Below are 22,972 nucleotides of genomic sequence, written 5' to 3' on the forward strand. Positions count from 1 at the left end.
TAAAAATGAAAACATTGTTAGAGGTAAAAGATTTACAAGTCTCCTTTGATACACATGCAGGTGAAGTACAAGCAGTGCGCGGAGTTACTTTTGATTTGAAAAAAGGGGAAACATTAGCGATTGTAGGAGAGTCTGGTTCTGGGAAATCAGTTACTTCTAAAGCGCTAATGGGATTAATCCCGAATCCTCCAGGCCGTATTAAAAATGGAGAGATTGTATTTGACGGTCGTGATTTAACGAAATTAACGGAAAAAGAAATGCAGCAAGTACGCGGTAAAGATATTGCGATGATTTTCCAAGATCCAATGACATCGTTAAATCCAACGATGACAATTGGTAATCAGATTATGGAAGGTCTTATTAAACACCAAGGGATGAGTAAAGCGGATGCACGTAAAGTCGCTTTAGAATTAATTGACCTTGTAGGTATTCCAAATCCAGAAGCTCGTTTAAAACAATATCCTCACCAATTCTCAGGTGGTATGAGACAGCGTGTAGTTATTGCTATGGCGTTAGCTTGTAATCCGAAATTATTAATTGCCGATGAGCCGACAACGGCTCTAGACGTTACAATTCAGGCGCAAATTTTAGAGCTTATGAAGGACATTCAGCAAAAAACAGAAGCAGCAATCATTTTCATTACGCATGACTTAGGTGTAGTGGCAAACGTTGCAGACCGAGTTGCGGTTATGTACGCTGGTAAAGTTGTTGAAATTGGAACTGTTGATGAAATTTTCTACAATCCACAACATCCATACACATGGGGCTTAATCGCATCTATGCCAAGCTTAGATGGTTCAGAGGACGAGCTATATGCGATTCCAGGAACGCCTCCAGACTTATTAAAACCGCCAAAGGGTGATGCTTTTGCACCACGTAACCCACAGGCACTGAAAATTGATTTTGAAATGGAACCACCTTTATTTAAAGTAAGTGATACACATTATGCGGCAACTTGGTTACTTCATGAGCAAGCGCCAGAAGTAAAACCACCAGCAGTTGTTGAAAAACGTATTCTTCAAATGAAAGCAGGTGAACAACATGACTAAACAACGTGAGAAATTAATTGAAGTAAAAAATGTGAAACAACACTTTGATGTGAGTGGTGGTGTTGTTAAAGCAGTTAATGATATTTCATTTGATATTTACCGCGGTGAAACATTTGGACTTGTAGGAGAATCTGGTTGTGGTAAGTCAACAACTGGAAGAACGATCATTCGTTTATACGATGCAACTGCCGGTGAAGTGTTGTTCGATGGTGAAAATGTACATGGGAAAAAATCACGCGCAGAACTTAAGAAGTTCAACCGTAAAATGCAAATGATTTTCCAAGATCCATATGCATCATTAAATCCTCGTATGACAGTAGGGGATATTATCGCAGAAGGTATTGATATTCACGGACTAGCAAAAGGTAAAAAAGAGCGTATGGACCGTGTTCACGAGCTGTTAAATACAGTTGGTTTAAATAAAGAGCACGCGAATCGTTTCCCGCATGAATTCTCAGGCGGACAACGTCAACGTATCGGTATCGCTCGTGCGCTAGCTGTAGAACCTGAATTTATCATTGCTGATGAACCAATCTCAGCACTTGACGTATCGATTCAGGCGCAAGTTGTAAACTTACTGAAACAGTTACAAAGAGAAAAAGGTTTAACATACTTATTCATCGCCCATGATTTATCGATGGTAAAATACATTAGTGATCGCATTGGTGTAATGTACCGTGGTCAAATCGTTGAGCTGACAACAAGTGAAGAGTTATATGCGAATCCAATGCATCCATATACAAAATCACTACTATCAGCAATTCCACTTCCAGATCCAGATTATGAGCGCAATCGTAAACGTATCGTATACGACCCATCGCAGCATGATTATGGTAGTGAAGTGCCAACAATGCGCGAAATTCGCCCAGGACATTTCGTATTATGTTCTGAAGCAGAGTATAAGAAATATAAAGAAATCTATCAATAAAAAAGTAGAGCCATTCTTCTATTACAGAAGGATGGCTCTATTTTTTATACTAGTTAAACTTAAGTTAGTATAAAGCGATTTTATCCAAGTTCTTTTTCTGTTTAAAGACAGCGAAGTAAGAGTTTCCGAGAATGAAGAAAAGGCGACTGAAATCAGCCGCCTTTTCTTCATTTAGAAACACTTTTATTTTATTGCGCTTGAACAGAAACACTCTCATCTTGCTCATCAGGTTTAACAAGTGCATAACTTTCCCACGATCTACTTCTCCATCGGAAGAACATAATAATCGCCCGCGTCCATTCATCGATAGCAATCGCTAGCCAAATACCAACGAGACCCATATCTAAATGGAAGGTGAAAAAGTAACCGAGTGGTAAGCTCATTAACACCATGGAGAATGCTCCGATTAAAACAGGATATTTGGCATCGCCAGCCGCACGAAGTGAATTAATGATGACGATGTTCATCGTCCGTCCTGTTTCCAGTAGTACACTTAGTAAAAGAACGCTTGCTCCTAGAGAGATAATATGAGGATTATCCGTAAATAGTCCCATTAATTGTGTTCGGAATGTAACAACGAGAATGACCATAAATAGAGTTACACCAATCGCCCATTGTACACTTTTCCATACACGTGTGTACGCTTCATCTTTTTCATTTCCGCCAACTAGGCGTCCAACGATAATAGCTGTTCCCATACCGATAGCAATGGCGAATAAATAAGTGAACATGGAAATGTTAGTAGCGTATTGTCTTGCTGCTAATGATTCCGTACCTAAGTATGTTGCGTAATATAAGAAGACAATTTGACAAGCTTGATACATGACTTGCTCGAATGCCGATGGAATGCCGATCTTTAAAATTTTGCCAACGTATTCTTTTGATAAAGTGAAGTAATATTGTAATTTCACACGGTATTCCATAACGCGATACAGTAACCAGAAGAAAACGATAAGTGCGATTAACCGGCTGACAGCAGAAGAAATAGCAGCCCCTTGCACACCAAGTTCAGGGAAACCGAATTTCCCGAAAATAAGTACGTAGTTTCCGGCGATATGAATAATATTCATTCCAAGCGAAACAAACATCGCTTGCTTTGTAAAGCCGTGAACGCGGATAATTGCGGCTAATGAGTTAATAATAGCTTGAAGGAAAATAGCTCCTCCGACGATGGATAGATAGCTTTGTGCATACGTTAATACATCGCCTTGTAAGTTCATTGCCATCATCATATGTTTTGAGAATAAAAGAAAACCGGCGCTTATAACGAGCCCGACTCCTAAATTTAATGTTACTGCTAATGCTGATATTTTTGATGCTTCCATAAAGCGTTTAGAACCGAGGTATTGGGATACAACGATAGCTGCACCATTCCCGATGACTTCTAGTACTAAAATCGCGATATGAAGGTATTGATTCGCTGCACCAACCCCAGATACAGCATCGTCTGATAATGCACTTAACATGAAAGTATCAGCGATCCCCATCAGCATAAAAAGAAAAACTTCTAGAAAAATAGGCCATGTTAATAAGAATAAACTTAATTTCTCTGTTGGCCCGTTTTTTGAGCGAATTGCTGTCATGTCCGTCCCCTCTTTACCGATATCTATTTTTAGCAAAGTGTATCGTAACACACTTTCATATCCTTTGCACTTATTTTAGCCTACATATTTTCAATATGAATAAACCTTCATTTTATGACAAAAAAGGAAGAATAATTATACGTAAGATATTATAGGATATAAAATTTGTTTTTCTCTGATAATTTAGAAAAGTATAAAACTTGATATTTTTAACACTTTAGTTCAATAAATACGCAGTATGAAACGTTTACAAATATACTGAACGTTAACAGAAAATTTTAATAAAATAGAAATATAAATATACAAAGAATATATTTGTGTGTATAATATGAATTATTAGAACATATATATATTTCTTTCTGTTTGAAAATGAAAGGGCTAACATTTTTTTGGAGGGGTGGAAGTATGAAAAAAAAGATACCAGTTTTTGTAGCATCAACAGTAGCAATGAGCATGATTTTAGGGGCATGTGGCTACCAAAAAGATGAACCGCAAGCGAACGCAAAAGGGGATAGCGGGAAAAGCGGTGCGAAGCAAGTTATTAACTTAATTGAAACACAAGAAATTCCAACGATGGACCCAGCGTTATCAGCTGATGCAGTTTCTTCAAAAGTAATGAACAATACGATGGAAGGTCTATACCGCCTTGGGAAAGATGATAAATTAGTTCCAGGTGTAGCGAAAGAATTCCAAAAGTCAGAAGACGGTAAAAAGTATACATTTAAATTACGTGAAGATGCAAAATGGTCAAATGGTGACCCTGTAACGGCGAAAGATTTCGTGTATGCATGGCAAAGAGCGATTAATCCAGATACAGCTGCGAAATCGGCGTACATTATGTACGATATAAAAAATGCTGAGAAAATTAATAAAAAAGAGATGAGTCCAGATCAATTAGGCGTGAAAGCGATTGATGATCATACATTAGAAGTAGAATTGGATAATTCTATTCCATATCTTGTTGATTTAATGGTCTATCCGATCTTCTATCCTGTTAATGAAAAGTATGTGAAAGAGCAAGGTGTGAAGTTTGGTTTAGAAGCAAATACAACACTTTATAACGGACCATTTACATTAAGTGATTGGCAACATGAACGTAGCTTCAAAATGACAAAGAGCCCATCATATTGGGACAATAAAGAAGTGAAGCTTGAGGAAGTAAACTTTAATATTGTAAAAGATACATCTACGCCAATTAATTTATATGAAACAAACGCAGTCGATCGAGCGACGTTATTAGCAGAGTTCATCGATAAATATAAAGGAAAACCAGATTTCAAAACGGTAGAAGATACTTCTGTATTCTTCCTTCGCTTAAATCAAAAAGACCCAGCTTTAGCAAATAAAAATATTCGTAAAGCAATTTCTCTTGGTTTTGACCGTAAACCATTCGTTGATACATTATTAAATAACGGTTCTAAGCCAGCGACGGGATTAATTCCTGACAATTTCATTAAAGGACCGGATAAACAAGATTTCCGTGCTGAAAATGGAGATATTGTAAAACCAAATGTAAAAGAAGCGAAAAAGTATTGGGAAGCTGGTAAAAAAGAGCTTGGTAAAAACGAAATTGAATTAGAGTTATTAAATGAAGATGTTGAATTATCGAAGAAAACTGGTGAATATTTAAAAGGTGAGTTAGAAAAGAATTTACCAGGATTAACAGTGAAAATTAAACAACAACCATTCGCGCAAAAACTAAAATTAGAAGATGCTGGCGATTATGTAATGTCATTCTCTGGATGGAGTGCAGACTTCCCGGATCCAGTTACATATCTTGATATGTTTGTAACTGATGGAGCGCAAAACAAAATGAAGTATTCTAATCCGAAGTACGATGAGATTATTATGAAAGCGAAAAAAGACGGAAGCGATGTAAATGCTCGCTGGAAAAACTTATTAGAAGCAGAAAAAATGTTACTTGATGATGCTGCGATTGTTCCAGTATATCAACGTGGTAGAGCATATTTACAAAGAGAAACAATTAAAGATATGTACAACCATAAGTATGGTGGCGAAGTAAGCTTCAAATGGGCATCAGTAGAGAAATAACAAAAAAAGCAGGTGATTACCTGCTTTTTTTAGTACGTACGTTTTTTATAAATGCCTTTTCCGCCAACTTGGTTCCAGCCAGATTGTACATCTAAACTTTTGTTAACAAACTTCATTTTTTCTTTCCCACCAAAGAGTTTTTCACCGATGCTATTTGTAATGACACCAATCAATGCTGTTATTCCGATGATGAGGGTAGCAACAATGATAAAATCAGTAAAAAAAGCGATCATATGCACATTCCCCCTTTGCCTGTCTTTATTTTTATTGTATGAGATAAATGGTAAAAAAGAAAGAAATGTCAGAAAAATATTCGATTTACTTTAGAAAGCATATAGACATGAGCGGGGAGATTTGTTAAAATGAGAACAAGTGTTCTTTTCGTTTCTAATCTTTAGAGTCTTACATTTCTCAATTGTTTTGTCGGGAAAAGGTAAGAAAACGTTCTCTTTTTAATGGGGAAGATTATGAAACTGTAATTGTATATCAAGTGAAAATTATTGTAGAAAGCAAGTATCAAAAGGGTTGAAGGCCGTTGTTAAAGGACAGTTTTAATGAGTGTAATCATGTTACATAGCAGTGGAGTACACGGAGAATTTTTCTCAACTAGCAGTAAATTCACTGTATATTTCTTGCAAAAACTATTGTATAATGATTATAGAAGTTACTTATTAAAAGTAATTGTTGTTGCTTACATGAATTGCGATTTTTTACTTTGCTATAAGACAAGTTATCGCGAAAAATTGCGGAAGTTAGAAATTTAAACTGTAATTAGTACAGAATTTGTACTCTTTAAGGAGAGTGAGCTTTGTATGGTAACATTATATAGTTCTCCAAGCTGTACGTCTTGTAGAAAGGCGAAATTATGGCTAGAGGAAAATCATATTCCTTATACAGAACGTAATATTTTCTCAGATCCATTAACGATTGATGAGATTAAAGAGATTTTACGTATGACAGAAAGCGGAACGGATGAGATTATTTCTACTCGTTCAAAAGTTTTCCAAGAATTGAATGTGAACTTAGAGTCTTTACCACTTCAAGATTTATATAAGATGATTCGTGACTATCCAGGTATTTTACGTCGTCCAATTATGATTGACGAAAAACGCCTTCAAGTAGGTTACAACGAAGACGAAATCCGTCGTTTCTTACCACGTACAGTAAGAACGTTCCAATTACGTGAAGCACAGCGTCTTGTAAATTAATTATAATAATATGAAAACCTTCTACCTATTATAGAGTAGAAGGTTTTTTTTTACTGTTTAACATTACGTAATCGCACTTGTTGAACGATAAAGCCTATGCATAAAATCGTGAAAATGAACAAATAAGGGATACTTGCGGTAAAACTAGGATTATGATGAAAAAACGTTGCAAGTCTGTCTTCATGTGTAATCATTTTTCCTGCTGTATAGGCGAGAACTGCTGCTCCGCAATAAATGAGAAATGGAAAGCGTTCCATGAGTATTAAAATAAGTTTGCTTCCCCAAATGATAATCGGGATAGAAATGAATAAACCGATAATTACGAGTGAAAGTCTTCCGTGAGCTGCTCCTGCAATGGCAATAACATTGTCAAACCCCATAACGAGATCCGCGAATACAATTGTACGCACAGCTTGAAATAAAGTTGTTTTTCCTTTGATAGAAGAAAGATCGTTGTTATTATCAGTGAGTAAATTTACCGCAATTAATGTGAGTAAGATTCCGCCGATGAGTTGTAAAAATGGGATATCAAGTAAATAGACAGCTAGTATTGTGAGGAGAATTCGTAGCACAATTGCTAAAATAGTACCAATCAAAATGGCTTTATTTCGTTTTGCTTCAGGTAAATTTCGGCTAGCTAGTGCGATGACAATTGCGTTATCGCCACCTAGTACAACATCGATACCGACAATCATTAGTACAGATGTTAAAAACTCTAAGTCCATTCGTCTGCCTCCATTTATGATGTTTTAATAAGCGAAATATATGTATGTGGTGAAGAAAGTTTGTCTAGTTTTGATCCCGCGCCCCCCGGGTACAAAATAATCACCTATAATAGAAGTTTCACTTTATTACAGTGTACGGGGGAATATGGGAATGTATGTCCAAATTTTTTGTGAACAGTGAATTGGTATAATGGTATATTTATCCCGATTAGTGCGAGCTAATAATCAGTGGAGGATGAAAAAAATACTGATTAATGTTTCACTTTATGTAAACGGTCGAATACAGATAGGTATATAACTATTTTTGTAAAATAAATCGATTTTATTTCCATTCTGGAGAATCTTATCATAAAATGAGAGTACAAGAATCTATTGTTTTGTCATATGAGTGGGGAATCCCTTCATAATAATTCTGAGCAGGAAGGGAGAGTTGTATTTTGGATATTGAAAGAATTAATGACCATACGATGAAATTTTTTATTACGTACATTGATATAGAGGACAGAGGGTTTAACCGTGAAGAAATTTGGTATGATCGCGAACGAAGTGAAGAGCTCTTTTGGGAGATGATGGACGAAGCTCGTGATCATGATGATTTCTTTGTCGATGGACCGTTATGGATTCAAGTGCAAGCAGTCGATAAGGGGATTGAAGTACTTGTAACGAAAGCGGAGCTTTCAAAGGATGGACAAAAGCTGGAACTACCAATAGGTGTGGATAAAATTATAGACATTCCTCTAGATGAAGGCATCGAATCATTATTCCAGCAAGAATTAGTGGAAGAGGTAGAAGAACAAGTAGGAACAAACTTTAATGAAGATGGTACGTTTGGCTTTTTAATTAAGTTTAATGATTTTGAAGATGTCATTTCATTAAGTCATCGTCTTATCTTTGAAGATATAAAAGATGAATTGCATTCATTTGAGGACCGCTATTATGTATATGTGGAATTTGATGAAGTGCTACATGATGAAGAAGAGATTGATCGTATTTTAAGTATTGTTTTAGAATATGGAGAAGAATCTACTTTAACGATTCACCGTGTAAGTGAGTATGGGAAACAGGTTGTGAAAGAGCGTGCGCTTGAGACAATTCGCAACAATTTCCCTCCTAAAATGTAGGCCGATTTCTATAGTATGAAATCGGCTTTTTTTATGAAGAATAGGAAGGCTTTCTTATTTAGGGGGTAAGAGATGAAAAATACACTAAAACTACTTTTCTTTTTTCTACTACTGTTCGCATTATTTGTTTCATTACGCATGTTTATTGATGTAGCATTTTATTCGGATGTCATGGGGATAAAGGATGTTTCGATTTTAGGTATTATTAGTATTTTATTTACGGTTTCCGCATTTTTAATTGGATGTGTTATTTTCTTAGAAAACCGCCATCCGTCAAAAACACTTACGTGGTTAATCGTACTAGGTATTTTTCCAGTGTTCGGTTTCTTTGCTTATCTTTTATTTGGACAAAACTTTCGCAGAAAAAGAATGTTCCAAAAGAAGGCATTACTCGATGAACAGGCGTTTTTACAATATAAGGGACACGAAGATTACGAAGAACGGATTTTACGAAATCATAAGCATCAAGAATTGTTATTTCGTTTAGCAGATAGATTGGGTGCTTTAAATATTTCATTTCAAACTGAAACGAGGACATTAACAAATGGAGACGAAACGTTTCAGGCAATTTTAGATGGGTTAAATCGAGCGAAACACCACATTCATATGGAGTATTACATTGTGCGTGATGACAAGCTCGGTAAAGAAATTAAAGATATTTTAATAAAAAAATCAAAAGAAGGCGTTGTCGTTCGTTTTTTATACGACGCGGTTGGAAGCTTTAAATTATCAAATTCGTATATTGAAGAATTGAATGATGCAGGAGTAGAAATGATTCCATTTTTCCCTGTGCGTTTTCCGATTTTAAACGATAAAATTAATTATCGAAACCACCGAAAAATCGTTATTATAGATGGAAATGAAGGGTTTGTAGGTGGATTAAATATTGGTGATGAGTATTTAGGGAAGGATAAATATTTCGGTTTTTGGCGAGACACGCATTTATATTTACGCGGTGAAGCAGTTCAAAGTTTACAGCTGATTTTCCTTCAAGACTGGTTTTATATGACTGGTGAGGCGGTATTAGCACCTGAATATTTACAAGCGGAAGCAGTTGAGGGTGATCATTGGGGCGGCGTCCAACTTGTTGGAGGTGGACCAGATAATAAATGGGAAACAATTAAACATTTATATTTTGCAATGATTGCTTCAGCTAGGAAATCGATTTGGATTGCAACACCATACTTTATTCCAGATGATGATATTTTATCTGCATTAAAAGTAGCTGCACTTGCTGGTATTGATGTTCGTTTGTTAATGCCAAGTAAGCCGGATAAGCGCACTGTCTTTTATGCATCAAGATCGTACTTTCCGGAGTTATTAGATGCAGGAGTAAAAATATATGAATATGAAAAAGGTTTTCTTCATAGTAAAGTCGTTATCGTGGATTCTGATCTCGCATCAATTGGGACAGCTAATATGGATATGAGAAGTTTTCATTTAAACTTTGAAGTAAATGCCTTTTTGTATGATACAGATAGCATTCGAAAGCTCGTTCAAGATTTTAAAGACGATTTAGAAGAATCCAGTGAAATTCATGTTGACCGATTTCATAAGAGACGTCTTCATAGGCGGATTGTTGAATCGACGTATCGGTTATTATCACCTTTATTATAGAAAGAGATGTCCTAATTTAGGACATCTCTTTTTTTGAAAGGAATTTGTAGTAAATTGTAGAATACAAGGAGTTGAAAGGGTGTGATTGTGATGTTTATTGCAAGGAGAGAAAACGGAGAAAAAATTCATCTATTATATAACCGGGATGAAGAGCTTTTACGCGAAATGCGTAAACGAGAAAAATTCTTTTGTACAGCTTGCGGAAAAGAAGTGCAAATGAAATTAGGAAAACAGAAGAGCTGGCATTTTGCTCATAAGAAAGTGGATTCATGTCTTACCTTTTATGAAGCAGAATCTATGTATCATATGCACGGTAAAGAATTGTTATATAGCTGGTTAAAACGTCAAGATTTTCATGTAGATATAGAACATTATCTACCAGTAATCAAGCAACGGCCAGATATTTACGTAGAGAGAGCGGATAGAAAAATTGCGATTGAATATCAATGTGCAAATCTCTCCGTAGAGCAGCTTTATAAGCGAACATATTCGTATTGGCAAGCTAGTATACAAGTCATCTGGATAATCGGTGGAAATCAGTTGAAAAAGCAATCCGCCTATTGGATGACATTCTCCTCCCTTATGGCGTTCTCCTTACAACCTTATCCTCAGCCATTTCTTATTTTCTTTTGTCCGAAACAAAAATCGTTTATGAAATGCGCGTTTATCACTCCGTTTTCTACAAATGTTTCTTTCTCACATACTATTTATTTACCAACCGATACGACTACTGTTGACATGCTCTTTTCTCCCGTTCCTTTCCGGAAAGAGTTATTAGGACAAGAATGGAAGAGAAAAAAGAACCATTTTCGGCAAAACGCTCTATCTATCTGGAATTATAATCATAAGTCACTACTCCGCCTCTTATATCAATATAAATGTACTCCAGCGAGTTTTCCTTCTGAAATCGGTGTTCCGCTCCCATCCTCATTTGCTTTTCAAACAAATCCATTTATATGGCAAGCTTCTCTTTATATGAAGTGTATAGGTATGCTTAAGGTAGGGGAGTATATTTCTCTGCAAAACGTATGTAACTATGTGGCGAAGTATACGAAGAGGCGTCTACTTCCGTATTTTGCACAACATATATGGAAGGTAGCAGTTGCAGAGTATATGACATTTTTATGTTATGTAGGTGTATTAATAAAAGTAGGTATTAATAAGTATCGAAAAATAAGAGATATTATGTTGGTAAAAACAGAGGAAGAAATTATGAAATATGATGAAATTTGCTTAGCGCATGCACTATCTCTATTTGAGACAAAGTACAACATGAGAGAGGGAAAAGGGGATATAATAAAGACTGATCGTGAAGGAATTACATAAGAAAAATCGAATTGTACTTAAGTAGAGATATTATAAGGAGGGCTTAAAGAATGGCTGAAAAAAATACAGTAAAATCATTACCAAATCGCAATGAGATTGAAGAAGCAAACACATGGCGATTAGAAGATATTTTCCAAACAGATGCAGAATGGGAAAAAGAATTCCAAGCTATTAAAGAGCTATTGCCAAAGTTAACTGAATTTAAAGGGAAGCTTGGCGACTCTGCAGACAATTTGCTTGAGGCATTGCAATATGAAGATGAAATTTCAATGCGATTAGGTAAGCTATATACATATGCACATATGCGTTACGATCAAGATACAACAAACTCTGTGTATCAAGCATTAAATGATCGCGCAACAAATTTATACTCACAAGTATCTAGTAGCACAGCTTATATCGTACCTGAAATTTTATCTATTTCAGAAGATACGCTACAAACTTTCTTACAAGAAAATCGAGAACTAAGTGTATATGAGCATGCATTAGAAGAAATTACACGTCAACGTCCGCACGTATTATCTGAGGCAGAAGAAGCGTTATTAGCAGAAGCATCTGAAGTGATGAGTGCATCAAGTAATACATTCGGTATGTTGAATAATGCGGATTTGAAATTCCCATCTATTAAAGGTGAGGATGGAGAAGAGGTAGAAATAACACATGGTCGTTACATTCAGTTTTTAGAAAGTGATGATCGTCGTGTGCGTGAAGATGCATTCAAAGCTGTATATGAAACATACGGAACATATAAGAACACATTTGCAAGTACGCTAAGCGGGGCTGTGAAACGTAATAATTTCAATGCACGCGTTCGTAAATACGATTCTGCACGTCAAGCTGCATTAAGTAATAATAATATTCCTGAGGCGGTGTATGATCAACTTATTGAATCGGTAAATGATAATTTACACTTACTACATCGATACATTGATATTCGTAAGCGTGCCCTAGGTCTTGATGAGCTTCATATGTACGATTTATATACACCACTTGTACCAGAAGTGAAAATGACTGTGAAGTATGAAGAAGCGCAAGAAATGTTATTGAAATCTTTAAATGTACTTGGTGATGAATATGTTGAAATTTTAAAAGAAGCATATGAAAATCGCTGGGTAGATGTATACGAGAATAAAGGAAAACGAAGCGGAGCATATTCATCTGGTGCATACGGAACAAATCCATATATTTTAATGAACTGGCATGATAATGTAAATAATTTATTTACACTTGCTCATGAGTTTGGTCATTCAGTGCATAGTTACTATACAAGGAAGACACAACCGCACGTATATGGTGATTATTCAATCTTCGTTGCAGAAGTAGCTTCAACTTGTAATGAAGCGCTTCTAAATGATTACTTATTGAAGACGACAGAAGATAAGAAAGAGCGTCTATATTTATTAAATCACTATTTAGAAGGATTCCGTGGTACTGTATTCCGTCAAACAATGTTTGCAGAGTTCGAGCATATCATTCATAAAAAAGTACAAGAAGGACATGCTGTTACGCCAGATATGTTAACGGAGATTTACTACGATTTAAATAAGAAATATTTCGGGGACGCTTTAGTAATTGATAAAGAAATCGGTTTAGAATGGTCTCGTATTCCGCACTTCTATTACAACTATTACGTATATCAATACGCAACAGGATTTAGTGCAGCGACAGCTTTGTCAAAACAAATTTTAGAAGAGGGACAACCAGCAGTAGAACGTTACATTAACGAATTCTTAAAAGCTGGAAGCTCTGATTACCCAATTGAGGTGTTGAAAAAAGCAGGAGTAGATATGGCATCGCCAGAACCTGTAAAAGAAGCATTACAAGTATTTGAAGAGAAGTTAAATGAATTAGAAGCACTATTGTTTGAAGAGAAATAATGAGAAAAGACGAGGGATTTTATCCTCGTCTTTTTTGTTTGGAACATTTTCTCAAAAGCACACCATGTCGATATTTGTCGAATAATTAAGGTGATTTTCTTTACTTTTTCTACATTAGAAGGAATTTTTACGACTTATTTTTGTAGTTAAAATCCTTTAAATCGTTTTCTATAGTTGAAATAAGAGACAGCGATGACGATAACTCCGAATAAAAGAGGGAAGGCAATAATTTTAGGAAAAGCTTGTAATAGAGAGAGGATATACAAGAAAAAAGAAACAATAACACATAGAAAGATAAGAAATATATGAGACTTTTTCATAAGGAAACCTCCTAAATTGCTTTTTTTATAGCTTATTCAAGAATGAAAACGTTTAGAATGTGACAAAAGTGTGAAATTCGACAAAAGGGGTTGTCATCTGACGTCGAATCTTGTAATATAATAAGCGTGAACGAATTCACATACAAACATATACCCCTTTGTTTGAACGTGAAAATTTCTCCCATCCCCTTTAATATTTTTATAAGCCGTAAAGAAGAAGACCTGGTGTTTACACCAGGTCTTTTTCTTTTGCTATCCATTTCCAATAACGCTCGCACTTCACTTCAATCATTTGTACTTTTCGTTTTAGTTGTAATTTCTTTAGTTCACGCTCTATTTCTTGTTGAGGACAGTCATATATAAATGAGATTTCCTTTGAAGAAATAAATTGTGTTGCTTCTAGTAATACTTCTAAAGGAGGTAATGGCTCTGGCTCAATCTCGCATTTTACAAGTTCTTTTAATAGCTGTACGTATACATCATAGGAATAAATTCCCGCGATTTTAATACCTTCCTCATCTGAATTTGCATGAAAAAATAGGAGGGAAGGTATTTCTGTAATATGCATCTCATTTGTGAATTTTAGGTCGCATTGGAAAGCTTTTTTTGCGCTAACTGAGTGTAGGTCTTTTTTAAATTCCTCTACATCAATGCCACTATCTTTAGCGCATGTCAGCAATAATTCACAGTCAGGGTTTGATACATTTTCAAGAAGAATGTATTCTTGGAGTTTTCGCAAAAATTTCGAACCTGCTTTTCGGCCTTGCAACTCCGCCGCCTTAATTGCCATCGAAACTAAATATGGTGTTGACGATGCCTCTTGCATATGTACTTTTCCATCACATGAAAACCCTTGTAAACTTGTTGTTTTTTCCCACACAAATCGAATATTAGCAGGTTTATTCCATTTGTGTGAGGAAGCGTTTGCTCCGTCCACTTTTCCTGTTACGATATGACGAATAGAGAAGTATTTCCCATACTCAAGCCATAGTTTAATAATAAATGGCTCGATATCCCAGCAATCTTTACAAAGTGGATCAATAAATAAATATGCTTCTACAGATTTATGCTCGCATGTGGAAGGAGAAGGCATATTTATATGCTTTGCTTCCTGCTTATCCATTACACTTCACCTGTTTCATTTGGAGTATTGACCATATGTTGAGCAGTTAATGCTAAACGTTCAAAAACAAACTCTCTTATATGACCGTGCACTCCTGTATCATCCATTGCTTGCTCCATACATGATAGCCAAGCTTCTGCGCGTTTTGGAGTAATCTCAAACGGAAGATGGCGTGCTCTTAGCATAGGATGACCATGTTCTTCAGTGTATAAATTAGGACCACCTAAATATTGTGTTAAAAATTGTTTCTGCTTCCTAGCAGTTTCTGTTAAATCATCCGGGAAGATCGGAGATAAGTCAGGGTGTTCACTGACATAGGAATAAAATGTATCCACTAATGTTGCAATGCATTGTTCACCGCCAATTGCTTCAAATGGTGTCATCGGTTGATTGCTCATCCTTTATAAACTCCTTTTTCCATGAAATGTATATCTATTGTAGCAATGGAATGTTATGAAGGGCAACTAAACAGCCTTCATAACATTCTTTGCTTATTCTATATGTTGCTAATAAATCTGCACTTTCCAAAAAGGTGAAACATAGCCACCAGTAAATCACTTCTGCACTGATGGAAATTTTACTTTAGCGCTCTTCGTTTTGTTTGGCAAGGAAAAAGCGTTTTACTTTGTTGTTTGTATGACGAACTGGTACGTTATGTTGCTTTAATAACCTTATAAATGCTGCTTTACCGGTCTTTTCATCTTGCACTTCGTATTCAATTTCATAATCATCGTGATTGTAATAGAAACTATGATCAAAGACAAGCGTTCCGCCTTCAAATAATGTTTCAGCTCTTTCTGTTGTTAAACTACCCATATAAGTTAAAGAGGAAACGGGAATTTGTAATTTGTGTAGCTGATCCATTACAGTTCCTTGAATGAGTGCGTTTGTTTCCATCATAAGTTTTGCTTCTTTTTCTGTTACAGACTGATGAGTTTCTAATAAACCAATTTCAGCAGGTTGTTTTAATGTTAATGTATAAGTTCCATCTTTATGACGAATACGAAGTGCAGAGCCTGCATCTTTTAAAGAGAAGTGAGGTGTTTCAAAATAGTGATTCACTTGTTTTGTAAATGCTTCAATAGAAAAAGATTTGCATAATGTTTGGAATTCTTCCTCTGTAACCATATTTTTAAATTCAATTTCAATTTCTTGTGTCATTTTATGCGCTCCTTTTGAAAAATAATTCTTTCCACATTATCGCTTTTTCGCAAATTTGGTTCAATGTTTTATTTGTTTGCGTCCATGTTATGATACAATAATACTGTTAAGTAAGACAGGAAGTTGAGATGGAGGAGTTTGAGCATGCAAAATAAAATTCAAGTTAAGAGCGTAGAAATGAGAGAGAATGCGCTTATTTTTTGTGCGGAAAATACTGAAATAGAGGTAAAGGAGTTAAGTGCGCGTAATCACGTACTTGTAGACTCAGACAATTTATCATTTTTATATATCTTAGAAAATGAATCATCTTTCATTTATGTAAGTATTCCGCATACATGCTGGGAAGCAATGCATGAAGCGATGAATAAAGATACAGCGATGTTTATTCGCGTGAATGATGTTGAAATAGAATTAGAAGGATTAAAAGAAGAAGTAGAATATTTAGTTGAAAATATTGAAGGTAATGCAAATTACGGAGAAGAACTAGTAACTGCTGTAGAAAAAGTGTTTCTATAAGCAAATGGATTGATTTTGGTGGTGGTTGAAATGAATCGTAATTGGGAAGAATTTTTAGCGCCTTATCACCAAGCGGTGGCGGAGCTGAAAGTGAAACTAAAAGGAATGCGTACTCAATTTGCAATGTTAACGGAGCATTCTCCAATTGAGTTTGTAACAGGAAGGGTAAAGTCGGTTGCAAGTATTATTGATAAAGCGGAGAAGAGAAATGTACCGCTAGACCGAATTAGAGAAGATATGCAGGACATCGCGGGCCTTCGAATGATGTGTCAATTTGTTGATGAGATTAAGCCTGTTGTAGAATATCTTCGAAAACGAAATGATTTTGAAATTGTGGAAGAACGTGATTATGTAACGCAAAAGAAAGATAGCGGCTATCGCTCTTACCACGTTGTCATTAGTTATCCTGTTCAAACGATACAGGGAGAAAAAAAAGTGTTAGTGGAAATTCAAATTCGCACGTTAGCAATGAATTTTTGGGCAACGATTGAGCATTCTTTAAATTACAAATATAGTGGACGTTTTCCTGAAGATATTAAAATACGCTTACAACGTGCAGCGGAAGCGGCGTTTTTATTAGATGAAGAAATGTCTTCCATTCGTCTTGAAATTCAAGAAGCGCAAAAGGTCTTTTCACGAAAGCAGGAAACGAAAGATTCTGAATCATAAACTAAAGGGTGTTGGGCGATGAAATTTACAATTATGTCAAAGGGAGATCAATCATCAGATACACTAGCAAGTACGATGAAAGAATACTTGCTAGATTTTGGGTTTACAATGGATGAAAAGGAACCTGATATTGTAATTTCTGTTGGCGGAGATGGAACGCTTTTATATGCATTCCATCGTTACTATAATCGATTAGATGAAACCGCATTTGTTGGTGTACATACAGGACATTTAGGTTTCTATGCAGATTGGTTACCGACGGAAGTAGAGAAGTTGGTGATTGCAATCGCTAAAACACCGTTCCAAGTGGTTGAATATCCACTTTTAGAAGTGATTATTCGCTATGTGAATGGTAGTAAAGAGTCGCAGTATTTGGCGATGAATGAAGCGACTGTAAAAAGTGCAGAAGGTACATTAGTAACAGAAGTGGAAATACGCGGAGAGTATTTCGAAACGTTTCGCGGAGATGGTCTTTGTATTTCTACTCCTTCAGGAAGTACCGCATATAATAAGGCGCTTGGTGGAGCAATTATTCACCCTTCTATTGAAGCGATTCAAATTGCAGAAATGGCATCTATCAACAATCGTGTATTTCGTACGGTAGGTTCGCCGCTCGTGCTGCCGAAGCATCATACATGCGTTTTAAAGCCGGCTGCAGGAATGAACTTGCAAATTACGGTGGATCATTTGACGATGGTTCATCAAGATGTGAAATCAATTCAGTATCGCGTTGCAAACGAGAAAGTACGATTTGTTCGTTTCCGTCCGTTCCCATTCTGGAAACGTGTTCGTGACTCGTTTGTTGCAGATAAATAGAGAGGGTTTATATATTTGAACAGATTTACATTGAAATGGGATATAGGGCTGGCTGAAGAAGGAACTTTAGTTAGAGAATTTTTGAAAACAAAAGGGATTTCGAAAGCTGCTTTAACGGATATAAAGTTCCGTGGCGGAGCAATTGAAGTAAACGGTCAACACACGAGTGTTCGTCACAAGTTACAAGCTGGTGAAGAGTTACAAGTCTTTTTTCCAGTGGAGGAAAGAAGTGAAGGGATGGAAGTGGAAGAGATCCCTTTATGTATCGTATATGAAGATGACGCGGTTCTTGTTATAAATAAAGAAGCAAATATGTCGACAATTCCGTCTAGGGAGCACCCGTCAGGAAGTGTTGCGAACGCTATTTTACATCATTATGATAAACAAAATCTTGCAAGTACGGTGCACATTGTGACGAGGTTAGACCGTGATACTTCAGGGCTTATGTTAATTGCGAAAAATAGATTCGTTCACCACCTTTTATCGAAGCAGCATCAACAAAAAGGGGTGAAACGAACGTATGAGGCAATCGTTCATGGGACTATTTTAGAAGAAGTAGGAACGATTGACGCGCCAATCGGACGAAAAGCGGATAGTATTATCGAGCGAACTGTCTGTGAAGATGGTCAAAGAGCTGTTACTCATTTTAGAGTGATGGAGAGTTATTCAGATAAGACGCATGTAGCGCTTGAGCTCGAGACGGGAAGAACACATCAAATTCGTGTACATATGGCATATATAGGACATCCGCTACTTGGGGATGATTTATACGACGGCCGAAGAGATGTGATAAAACGCCAAGCGCTTCATAGTACGTCTTTGACGTTTTATCACCCTATTTTAGAAAAGGAAATGACTTTTACCGTAAGTATCCCAGATGACATGCAATCCGCTTTACATAACAATTAAAAGGGAACAAAATTCTTATTGAACGAAGAATTTTGTTCCCTTTTTTTAGCGGAATAATATTAAAATTTGATTTTCACCAGTACGTTTTATAACGAAAAAGCCACTTTCAGCTTTTGTAGCAATGCCGTCATCATTTGGACGACAATATCCGTGTGTTTCGCAAGTACCGTCATCACGTACTAACATTTGTCCAATTAATCCGACAGGAAGCCACTCAGTACGGTCTCTTCTTGATAGATACTTACAAGCTGGATTCCATTCTGTATTTAAAAGAGGTTGTATTTCTTGCGTATCCGTACGCGTATATTGACGTTTTCCGAAGCGGTCTGTTTTATAGCGTTTTTGCCAACTTAAAGCACCGCTATTTCCTATGAGAGCAGGAGTAGCGCTAGATATGCCTAATATGAATGTATCATTTGAAGTAGCTTTTCGAATTTTTTCTTCGTTACTAAATGTAATGAAATAACCGACATCAATAGGGCTATGATCTGCTGCCTCAAACATTTGTGCAAAATCAGTACCACCTGCATTGTAAGAAGCACCATCGATATACATTTCTCCGTTATGGGCAAGCCATTTGGCACCTATATTATAATCAGTGTCATTTGTCCCATTTGCAATAAACCAGGAATAAGCTTCTTCTGCTGTACCAAATTTCCCCATAATATGGCTGCCTGCAAAATTAGCTGTTGATGTATGATTTCCTTCCGCATGAGATGAGAATCCGTTAGCGATAGTTGCGGTTCCTTCTGCATGTGCTGCTTCGCCGAAAGTAATTGTATGATTTCCTTCCGCGTGAGAATAAGGACCGCCTGCTGTCGTTTCACTTCCTTCACTATGCGAACTATGTCCAGTTGCCTTTGTTTTTGAACCTTCTGCATGAGAAAAGGCACCCTCTGTATGAGTAAGAAATCCTTCTGCATGTGAGGCTATCCCGTCAGCCGTAGAGTGAAGACCCTCCTTATATGCGTATCTGGCTACTTTTTCATTCTCAGCAGGAGTAGGTGAAAGTATAGGGGGCTGAGTGATAGTAGAATCCTCTTTTTTTATTTCATTGGTTAAAGTTAATCCCTCTTTTATTTTTGTTACTTGCTGTATAATATTGGTGGGAATTACAGCCTGTGCTTTTTCTTTAATTGCTTTAGGAATTTCAGCTTGGGCTTTTTCTTTAATTGCTTTAGGAATTTCAGCTTGGGCTTTTTCTTTAATTGCTTTAGGAATTTCAGCTTGGGCTTTTTCTTTAATTGCTTTAGGAATTACAGCCTGTGCTTTTTCTTTAATTGCTTTAGGAATTTCAGCTTGGGCTTTTTCTTTAGTTGTTTTAGGAATTTCTTTGTTTATATTCTCCTGTAAATTCTTTGACTCAAGTATAGGCTCATTGTTATGAGAAAAGCGTTTCTTTTTTTGTAGTGCCTTTATTTTTCTGTTATCTATAATTCGTTTCATAACAGCATGTTCTAAAGAAATATATGTTCCTCTCGTTTTCCCTGTTTTTGTTTCCACATGTTCTTCTATCTCTTCAATAGCCGCAGCTCGTATGCTACACCAGTTGTTAATTCCATATATGGGATGATATAAAGGAGAGAAATTTCTTTTTTGTTTAGATCGTTTTTTCTTCATTCCGTCACCTCCTGCGACAGTATATGCCGCATAGTAAAAAAAAGATGCACTTCATAGCATCTTTTTTTACTGTATGACCGATTTTTAACGAGGAATTCGCCTAGAAATCATTCTTTATACGTACTCGGAATGAATTGTACAAAGGTAAATGTAATTATGAAATTGGGCGGAACTTCTCAGTGACAAAAGGTAGGGAAGAAGGAACGGAAATGGCCTCCATTTCAGGATAACGAAGTCCAGTTAGTTTGCCGCCAAATACAGCGCCGGTATCAATATTGATTGTATGATTCACAAAGCGAGGCTCGTTGACAGGTGTATGTCCATATATAATCCATGTTTCCCCCTTATACTCTTTCGCCCAATCTCGGCGTACAGGTGAGCCGTCAGGATGCTTTTCTCCTGTAATATCACCATATAATACAAATGTTTGCACTTTTTTATCATTTCTTTCTATGTAATCCTGACGAATGCCAGCATGGCATACGATTAATTTCTTGTTATCCAGTATGTGATACAGGGGGGACTGCTCGTAAAGCGTAATGAACTTTTCTTTTATGATTTGTTGTTTATTAGAAGGTAATGCTTCATATTCGGCAACAGTTGTTTCGAGTCCATGAGCGATTGAAACATTACGCCCAAGGAAAAAACGATACAGTTTATTACAGTGATTCCCAGGCGCATAATAAGCTTCTTTTCTATTTATTACGAGCTCCCATACGATTTCAATCATACGTAATGAATGAGGGCCTCGGTCTGTAATATCACCAACGAACGCCAGCTTTCGTTTGGCGTTATGTATAGGGAGACCACTAGCCCAGCTGTATCCTAGTTTCGTTGTTAAATCTTGAAACTCTTGGAAGCATCCGTGAATATCACCTATAATGTCATACTTCATATGTAAACCTCCAGTTCATCTTTTCATTAGTATATCTAAAATGAATATAGAAAAAAACATACCGGTTTTCCGATATGGTTCATTTAAACATAAAGATTTGTGTTCTTGAACGTACGTTTAAAATAAATCCAATAGCAATCATATATGTGAGTAGTGAACTCCCGCCATAGCTCATAAGAGGTAATGTTATTCCTGTAATAGGGAGTAAACCGATTGTCATCCCAATATTTTGGAATACTTGGAAGGTGAACATTCCGATTGTACCAGCGCAAATATAACTACCGAAAGGTTCATTGCTTTCTAAAGCGATATGGATCATTCGGTAAATGAGTAAGAAAAAAAGTGAAATAATAACATTTGCTCCTAAAAAACCGAATTGTTCAGCGACATTTGTGAAAATAAAATCTGTATGTGGCTCTGGAAAATATACTTGTCCATTTTCCCATCCTTTTCCTTGCATTTCTCCTGATCCGGTAGCTAAAAATGCCTGTCTTAATTGGTATCCTTGTGAGTCATATTCGTAAGGGGATAGCCAGCCATAGAAGCGGTTTAATTGATATTCTTTTAGAATATGCTCTTTAAAGAACTCTGTATGAGTGAAATAAATATATATTAAGGTCGAGCCTATGACGAAAATGACGGAGGTTAATCCGAGAATAAGGCGCCAACGTATACCAGAAACTAAAATCATTGCTGCAAGCATCGCTGATATTACCATAGTGTTTCCTAAATCAGGTTCTTTTGCGATTAAAAGTAGTGGAGGTAAACTAGCTGCGAATATTTTTCCAAGTAAAATAAAATCTTCACGGGTTGTCCGGAAAAAGTACTTTTCATTATGATTTGCTATAATTCGTCCAATGATGATAATTAAAAATAATTTCATAATTTCAGAAGGTTGAAAGTTTCCGATGCCTGGGAGTCTATACCATGCGGTAGCCCCTTTAATCGTAACGGCACCCGGAACTTGAAGTTCTAGACCAATAAGAAGTATGAGGGCAAAGCTATACAAATACCAAGCAATTTGTTTATATCGATCGAAATCAATAATCATAATAACACCAATGGCCACAAATCCAATGACATACCATTGGATTTGTTTTAATGCAAAATTTATGTTTTGTAAAAATGGTGGTAAAGAAGCTTGTGCACTTGCAATAGCAAAGCAGCTAACAGTCCCAATGGCAAATAAAATAAAGATTAGTAAGTAGTCTATTTGATATTGAGAGTTCGTATCTTTCACGGTATGTATTCCTTTCTATCGCCTAGTAAGTGTGATGATGACGTGATTGCAAAAAAATAATATGCAAGTAGACTGTTCATACATTTATTCCACTATTTATGGAAAGTCATACATAATAGGAAGGAATATCTCTTTTGTAATTATATTCAAGTTATAGGGAAGATGTACATCCGCATTTAGAATGAGGTTGGGATGTTATCTATAAAATTGCGAAAGC

General features: G+C 36.3%; 21 protein-coding genes and 2 pseudogenes. 12 read left to right on the plus strand and 11 right to left on the minus strand.

The genetic code is table 11. From position 1 onward, the window contains the following. Positions 1–5 precede the first annotated feature (5 nt). Together NSQ47_RS00890 and NSQ47_RS00895 are read left to right on the plus strand one after the other, a co-directional pair. A complete protein-coding gene (locus tag NSQ47_RS00890; protein WP_002125928.1) occupies positions 6–1,049 on the plus strand; it encodes an ABC transporter ATP-binding protein in 1,044 nt (347 codons plus the stop codon). After that, positions 1,042–1,977, plus strand: coding sequence for an ABC transporter ATP-binding protein (locus NSQ47_RS00895; protein ID WP_002125930.1), 936 nt, complete (start codon positions 1,042–1,044; stop codon positions 1,975–1,977). Before NSQ47_RS00890 ends, NSQ47_RS00895 begins: the two co-directional genes overlap by 8 nt. 188 nt (positions 1,978–2,165) lie before the next feature. Here the strand turns inward: NSQ47_RS00895 and NSQ47_RS00900 are convergent, their stop codons facing one another. Further along, positions 2,166–3,611, minus strand: coding sequence for an MATE family efflux transporter (locus tag NSQ47_RS00900; RefSeq protein ID WP_070138921.1), 1,446 nt, complete (start codon positions 3,609–3,611; stop codon positions 2,166–2,168). Between the two features lie 354 nt (positions 3,612–3,965). On the opposite strand from NSQ47_RS00900, the gene NSQ47_RS00905 reads away from it, so the two are divergent. Continuing rightward, positions 3,966–5,612 (plus strand): peptide ABC transporter substrate-binding protein, encoded by a 1,647-nt coding sequence (locus tag NSQ47_RS00905; RefSeq protein WP_002158887.1) that lies wholly within the window; start codon positions 3,966–3,968, stop codon positions 5,610–5,612. A 29-nt stretch (positions 5,613–5,641) separates the two neighbouring features. Here NSQ47_RS00905 and NSQ47_RS00910 read toward each other — a convergent pair whose 3' ends face one another. Further along, entirely contained in the window at positions 5,642–5,845 is a 204-nt protein-coding gene (locus NSQ47_RS00910; protein WP_000559981.1) for a hypothetical protein, read from the minus strand. A gap of 579 nt (positions 5,846–6,424) precedes the next feature. On the opposite strand from NSQ47_RS00910, the gene spx reads away from it, so the two are divergent. After that, positions 6,425–6,820 (plus strand): transcriptional regulator Spx, encoded by a 396-nt coding sequence (gene spx / locus NSQ47_RS00915; protein WP_002011348.1) that lies wholly within the window; start codon positions 6,425–6,427, stop codon positions 6,818–6,820. Between the two features lie 50 nt (positions 6,821–6,870). Here spx and NSQ47_RS00920 read toward each other — a convergent pair whose 3' ends face one another. Further along, positions 6,871–7,545 (minus strand): TerC family protein, encoded by a 675-nt coding sequence (locus tag NSQ47_RS00920; RefSeq protein ID WP_002158886.1) that lies wholly within the window; start codon positions 7,543–7,545, stop codon positions 6,871–6,873. 437 nt (positions 7,546–7,982) lie between these two features. On the opposite strand from NSQ47_RS00920, the gene mecA reads away from it, so the two are divergent. The 4 genes from mecA to pepF all read left to right on the plus strand — a co-directional run bounded on the left by mecA (position 7,983) and on the right by pepF (position 13,486). Continuing rightward, positions 7,983–8,666 (plus strand): adaptor protein MecA, encoded by a 684-nt coding sequence (gene mecA / locus NSQ47_RS00925; protein ID WP_002201376.1) that lies wholly within the window; start codon positions 7,983–7,985, stop codon positions 8,664–8,666. Between the two features lie 72 nt (positions 8,667–8,738). Next, positions 8,739–10,283 carry a cardiolipin synthase gene (locus tag NSQ47_RS00930; protein WP_131229706.1) on the plus strand — a complete coding sequence of 515 codons (1,545 nt, stop codon included), beginning with the start codon at positions 8,739–8,741 and terminating at the stop codon, positions 10,281–10,283. Between the two features lie 90 nt (positions 10,284–10,373). Further along, the gene (locus NSQ47_RS00935; RefSeq protein ID WP_341038195.1) at positions 10,374–11,609 is read left to right on the plus strand and encodes a competence protein CoiA; all 1,236 of its coding nucleotides are present in this window, start codon (positions 10,374–10,376) and stop codon (positions 11,607–11,609) included. A gap of 50 nt (positions 11,610–11,659) precedes the next feature. Next, a complete protein-coding gene (gene pepF / locus NSQ47_RS00940) occupies positions 11,660–13,486 on the plus strand; it encodes an oligoendopeptidase F (protein WP_131229707.1) in 1,827 nt (608 codons plus the stop codon). 146 nt (positions 13,487–13,632) lie between these two features. Here pepF and NSQ47_RS00945 read toward each other — a convergent pair whose 3' ends face one another. The 4 genes from NSQ47_RS00945 to NSQ47_RS00960 form a co-directional block, all read right to left on the minus strand. Next, positions 13,633–13,806 (minus strand): hypothetical protein, encoded by a 174-nt coding sequence (locus NSQ47_RS00945; protein WP_000748141.1) that lies wholly within the window; start codon positions 13,804–13,806, stop codon positions 13,633–13,635. 229 nt (positions 13,807–14,035) lie between these two features. Continuing rightward, positions 14,036–14,929: a ClpXP adapter SpxH family protein gene (locus tag NSQ47_RS00950; protein WP_002158882.1), complete on the minus strand. Its 894-nt coding sequence runs from the start codon at positions 14,927–14,929 to the stop codon at positions 14,036–14,038. After that, a complete protein-coding gene (locus NSQ47_RS00955) occupies positions 14,929–15,327 on the minus strand; it encodes a globin domain-containing protein (protein ID WP_016104183.1) in 399 nt (132 codons plus the stop codon). The genes NSQ47_RS00950 and NSQ47_RS00955 overlap by 1 nt, the downstream gene beginning before the upstream one ends. 184 nt (positions 15,328–15,511) lie before the next feature. Further along, on the minus strand, positions 15,512–16,090 hold the full coding sequence (locus NSQ47_RS00960) for a CYTH domain-containing protein (protein WP_002158881.1): 579 nt from the start codon (positions 16,088–16,090) through the stop codon (positions 15,512–15,514). A gap of 144 nt (positions 16,091–16,234) precedes the next feature. Between NSQ47_RS00960 and NSQ47_RS00965 the strand changes: the two genes are divergently transcribed. The 4 genes from NSQ47_RS00965 to NSQ47_RS00980 are packed head-to-tail and all read left to right on the plus strand — an operon-like array spanning position 16,235 to position 19,000. Beyond that, a complete protein-coding gene (locus NSQ47_RS00965; RefSeq protein WP_002149812.1) occupies positions 16,235–16,606 on the plus strand; it encodes a UPF0738 family protein in 372 nt (123 codons plus the stop codon). A gap of 30 nt (positions 16,607–16,636) precedes the next feature. Continuing rightward, a complete protein-coding gene (locus NSQ47_RS00970; RefSeq protein WP_002201371.1) occupies positions 16,637–17,275 on the plus strand; it encodes a GTP pyrophosphokinase in 639 nt (212 codons plus the stop codon). Between the two features lie 18 nt (positions 17,276–17,293). Next, the gene (locus tag NSQ47_RS00975; protein WP_000673196.1) at positions 17,294–18,091 is read left to right on the plus strand and encodes an NAD kinase; all 798 of its coding nucleotides are present in this window, start codon (positions 17,294–17,296) and stop codon (positions 18,089–18,091) included. Between the two features lie 15 nt (positions 18,092–18,106). Next, on the plus strand, positions 18,107–19,000 hold the full coding sequence (locus NSQ47_RS00980; protein ID WP_341035844.1) for an RluA family pseudouridine synthase: 894 nt from the start codon (positions 18,107–18,109) through the stop codon (positions 18,998–19,000). A 45-nt stretch (positions 19,001–19,045) separates the two neighbouring features. Here the strand turns inward: NSQ47_RS00980 and NSQ47_RS00985 are convergent. The 4 genes and pseudogenes from NSQ47_RS00985 to NSQ47_RS00995 all read right to left on the minus strand — a co-directional run. Next, positions 19,046–20,158 (minus strand): annotated as a pseudogene (locus NSQ47_RS00985) (peptidase G2 autoproteolytic cleavage domain-containing protein); the annotation flags it as partial. 180 nt (positions 20,159–20,338) lie between these two features. Beyond that, positions 20,339–20,620: pseudogene (locus NSQ47_RS28150) on the minus strand (peptidase G2 autoproteolytic cleavage domain-containing protein); the annotation flags it as partial. 154 nt (positions 20,621–20,774) lie between these two features. Then, positions 20,775–21,515, minus strand: a complete 741-nt coding sequence (prpE, locus tag NSQ47_RS00990) for a bis(5'-nucleosyl)-tetraphosphatase PrpE (protein WP_002158876.1) — start codon at positions 21,513–21,515, stop codon at positions 20,775–20,777. 79 nt (positions 21,516–21,594) lie between these two features. Further along, a complete protein-coding gene (locus NSQ47_RS00995; protein ID WP_341035847.1) occupies positions 21,595–22,755 on the minus strand; it encodes an FtsW/RodA/SpoVE family cell cycle protein in 1,161 nt (386 codons plus the stop codon). Between the last annotated feature and the right edge of the window lie 217 nt (positions 22,756–22,972).

The sequence above is a fragment of the Bacillus sp. FSL R10-2780 genome, from assembly GCF_038006125.1.
GTDB lineage: Bacteria > Bacillota > Bacilli > Bacillales > Bacillaceae_G > Bacillus_A > Bacillus_A cereus_U.

Excerpts from the sequence above, each read along its gene's own strand:
- NSQ47_RS00935 (WP_341038195.1), top strand. The coding sequence starts at position 10,374 with ATGTTTATTGCAAGGAGAGAAAACGGAGAAAAAATTCATCTATTATAT.
- NSQ47_RS00910 (WP_000559981.1), bottom strand. The coding sequence starts at position 5,845 with ATGATCGCTTTTTTTACTGATTTTATCATTGTTGCTACCCTCATCATC.
- NSQ47_RS00905 (WP_002158887.1), top strand. The coding sequence starts at position 3,966 with ATGAAAAAAAAGATACCAGTTTTTGTAGCATCAACAGTAGCAATGAGC.
- NSQ47_RS00960 (WP_002158881.1), bottom strand. The coding sequence starts at position 16,090 with ATGACACAAGAAATTGAAATTGAATTTAAAAATATGGTTACAGAGGAA.
- NSQ47_RS00950 (WP_002158882.1), bottom strand. The coding sequence starts at position 14,929 with ATGGATAAGCAGGAAGCAAAGCATATAAATATGCCTTCTCCTTCCACA.
- NSQ47_RS00955 (WP_016104183.1), bottom strand. The coding sequence starts at position 15,327 with ATGAGCAATCAACCGATGACACCATTTGAAGCAATTGGCGGTGAACAA.
- NSQ47_RS00965 (WP_002149812.1), top strand. The coding sequence starts at position 16,235 with ATGCAAAATAAAATTCAAGTTAAGAGCGTAGAAATGAGAGAGAATGCG.
- NSQ47_RS00975 (WP_000673196.1), top strand. The coding sequence starts at position 17,294 with ATGAAATTTACAATTATGTCAAAGGGAGATCAATCATCAGATACACTA.
- NSQ47_RS00930 (WP_131229706.1), top strand. The coding sequence starts at position 8,739 with ATGAAAAATACACTAAAACTACTTTTCTTTTTTCTACTACTGTTCGCA.
- NSQ47_RS00895 (WP_002125930.1), top strand. The coding sequence starts at position 1,042 with ATGACTAAACAACGTGAGAAATTAATTGAAGTAAAAAATGTGAAACAA.
- NSQ47_RS00890 (WP_002125928.1), top strand. The coding sequence starts at position 6 with ATGAAAACATTGTTAGAGGTAAAAGATTTACAAGTCTCCTTTGATACA.
- spx (WP_002011348.1), top strand. The coding sequence starts at position 6,425 with ATGGTAACATTATATAGTTCTCCAAGCTGTACGTCTTGTAGAAAGGCG.
- NSQ47_RS00920 (WP_002158886.1), bottom strand. The coding sequence starts at position 7,545 with ATGGACTTAGAGTTTTTAACATCTGTACTAATGATTGTCGGTATCGAT.
- pepF (WP_131229707.1), top strand. The coding sequence starts at position 11,660 with ATGGCTGAAAAAAATACAGTAAAATCATTACCAAATCGCAATGAGATT.
- NSQ47_RS00970 (WP_002201371.1), top strand. The coding sequence starts at position 16,637 with ATGAATCGTAATTGGGAAGAATTTTTAGCGCCTTATCACCAAGCGGTG.
- NSQ47_RS00945 (WP_000748141.1), bottom strand. The coding sequence starts at position 13,806 with ATGAAAAAGTCTCATATATTTCTTATCTTTCTATGTGTTATTGTTTCT.
- prpE (WP_002158876.1), bottom strand. The coding sequence starts at position 21,515 with ATGAAGTATGACATTATAGGTGATATTCACGGATGCTTCCAAGAGTTT.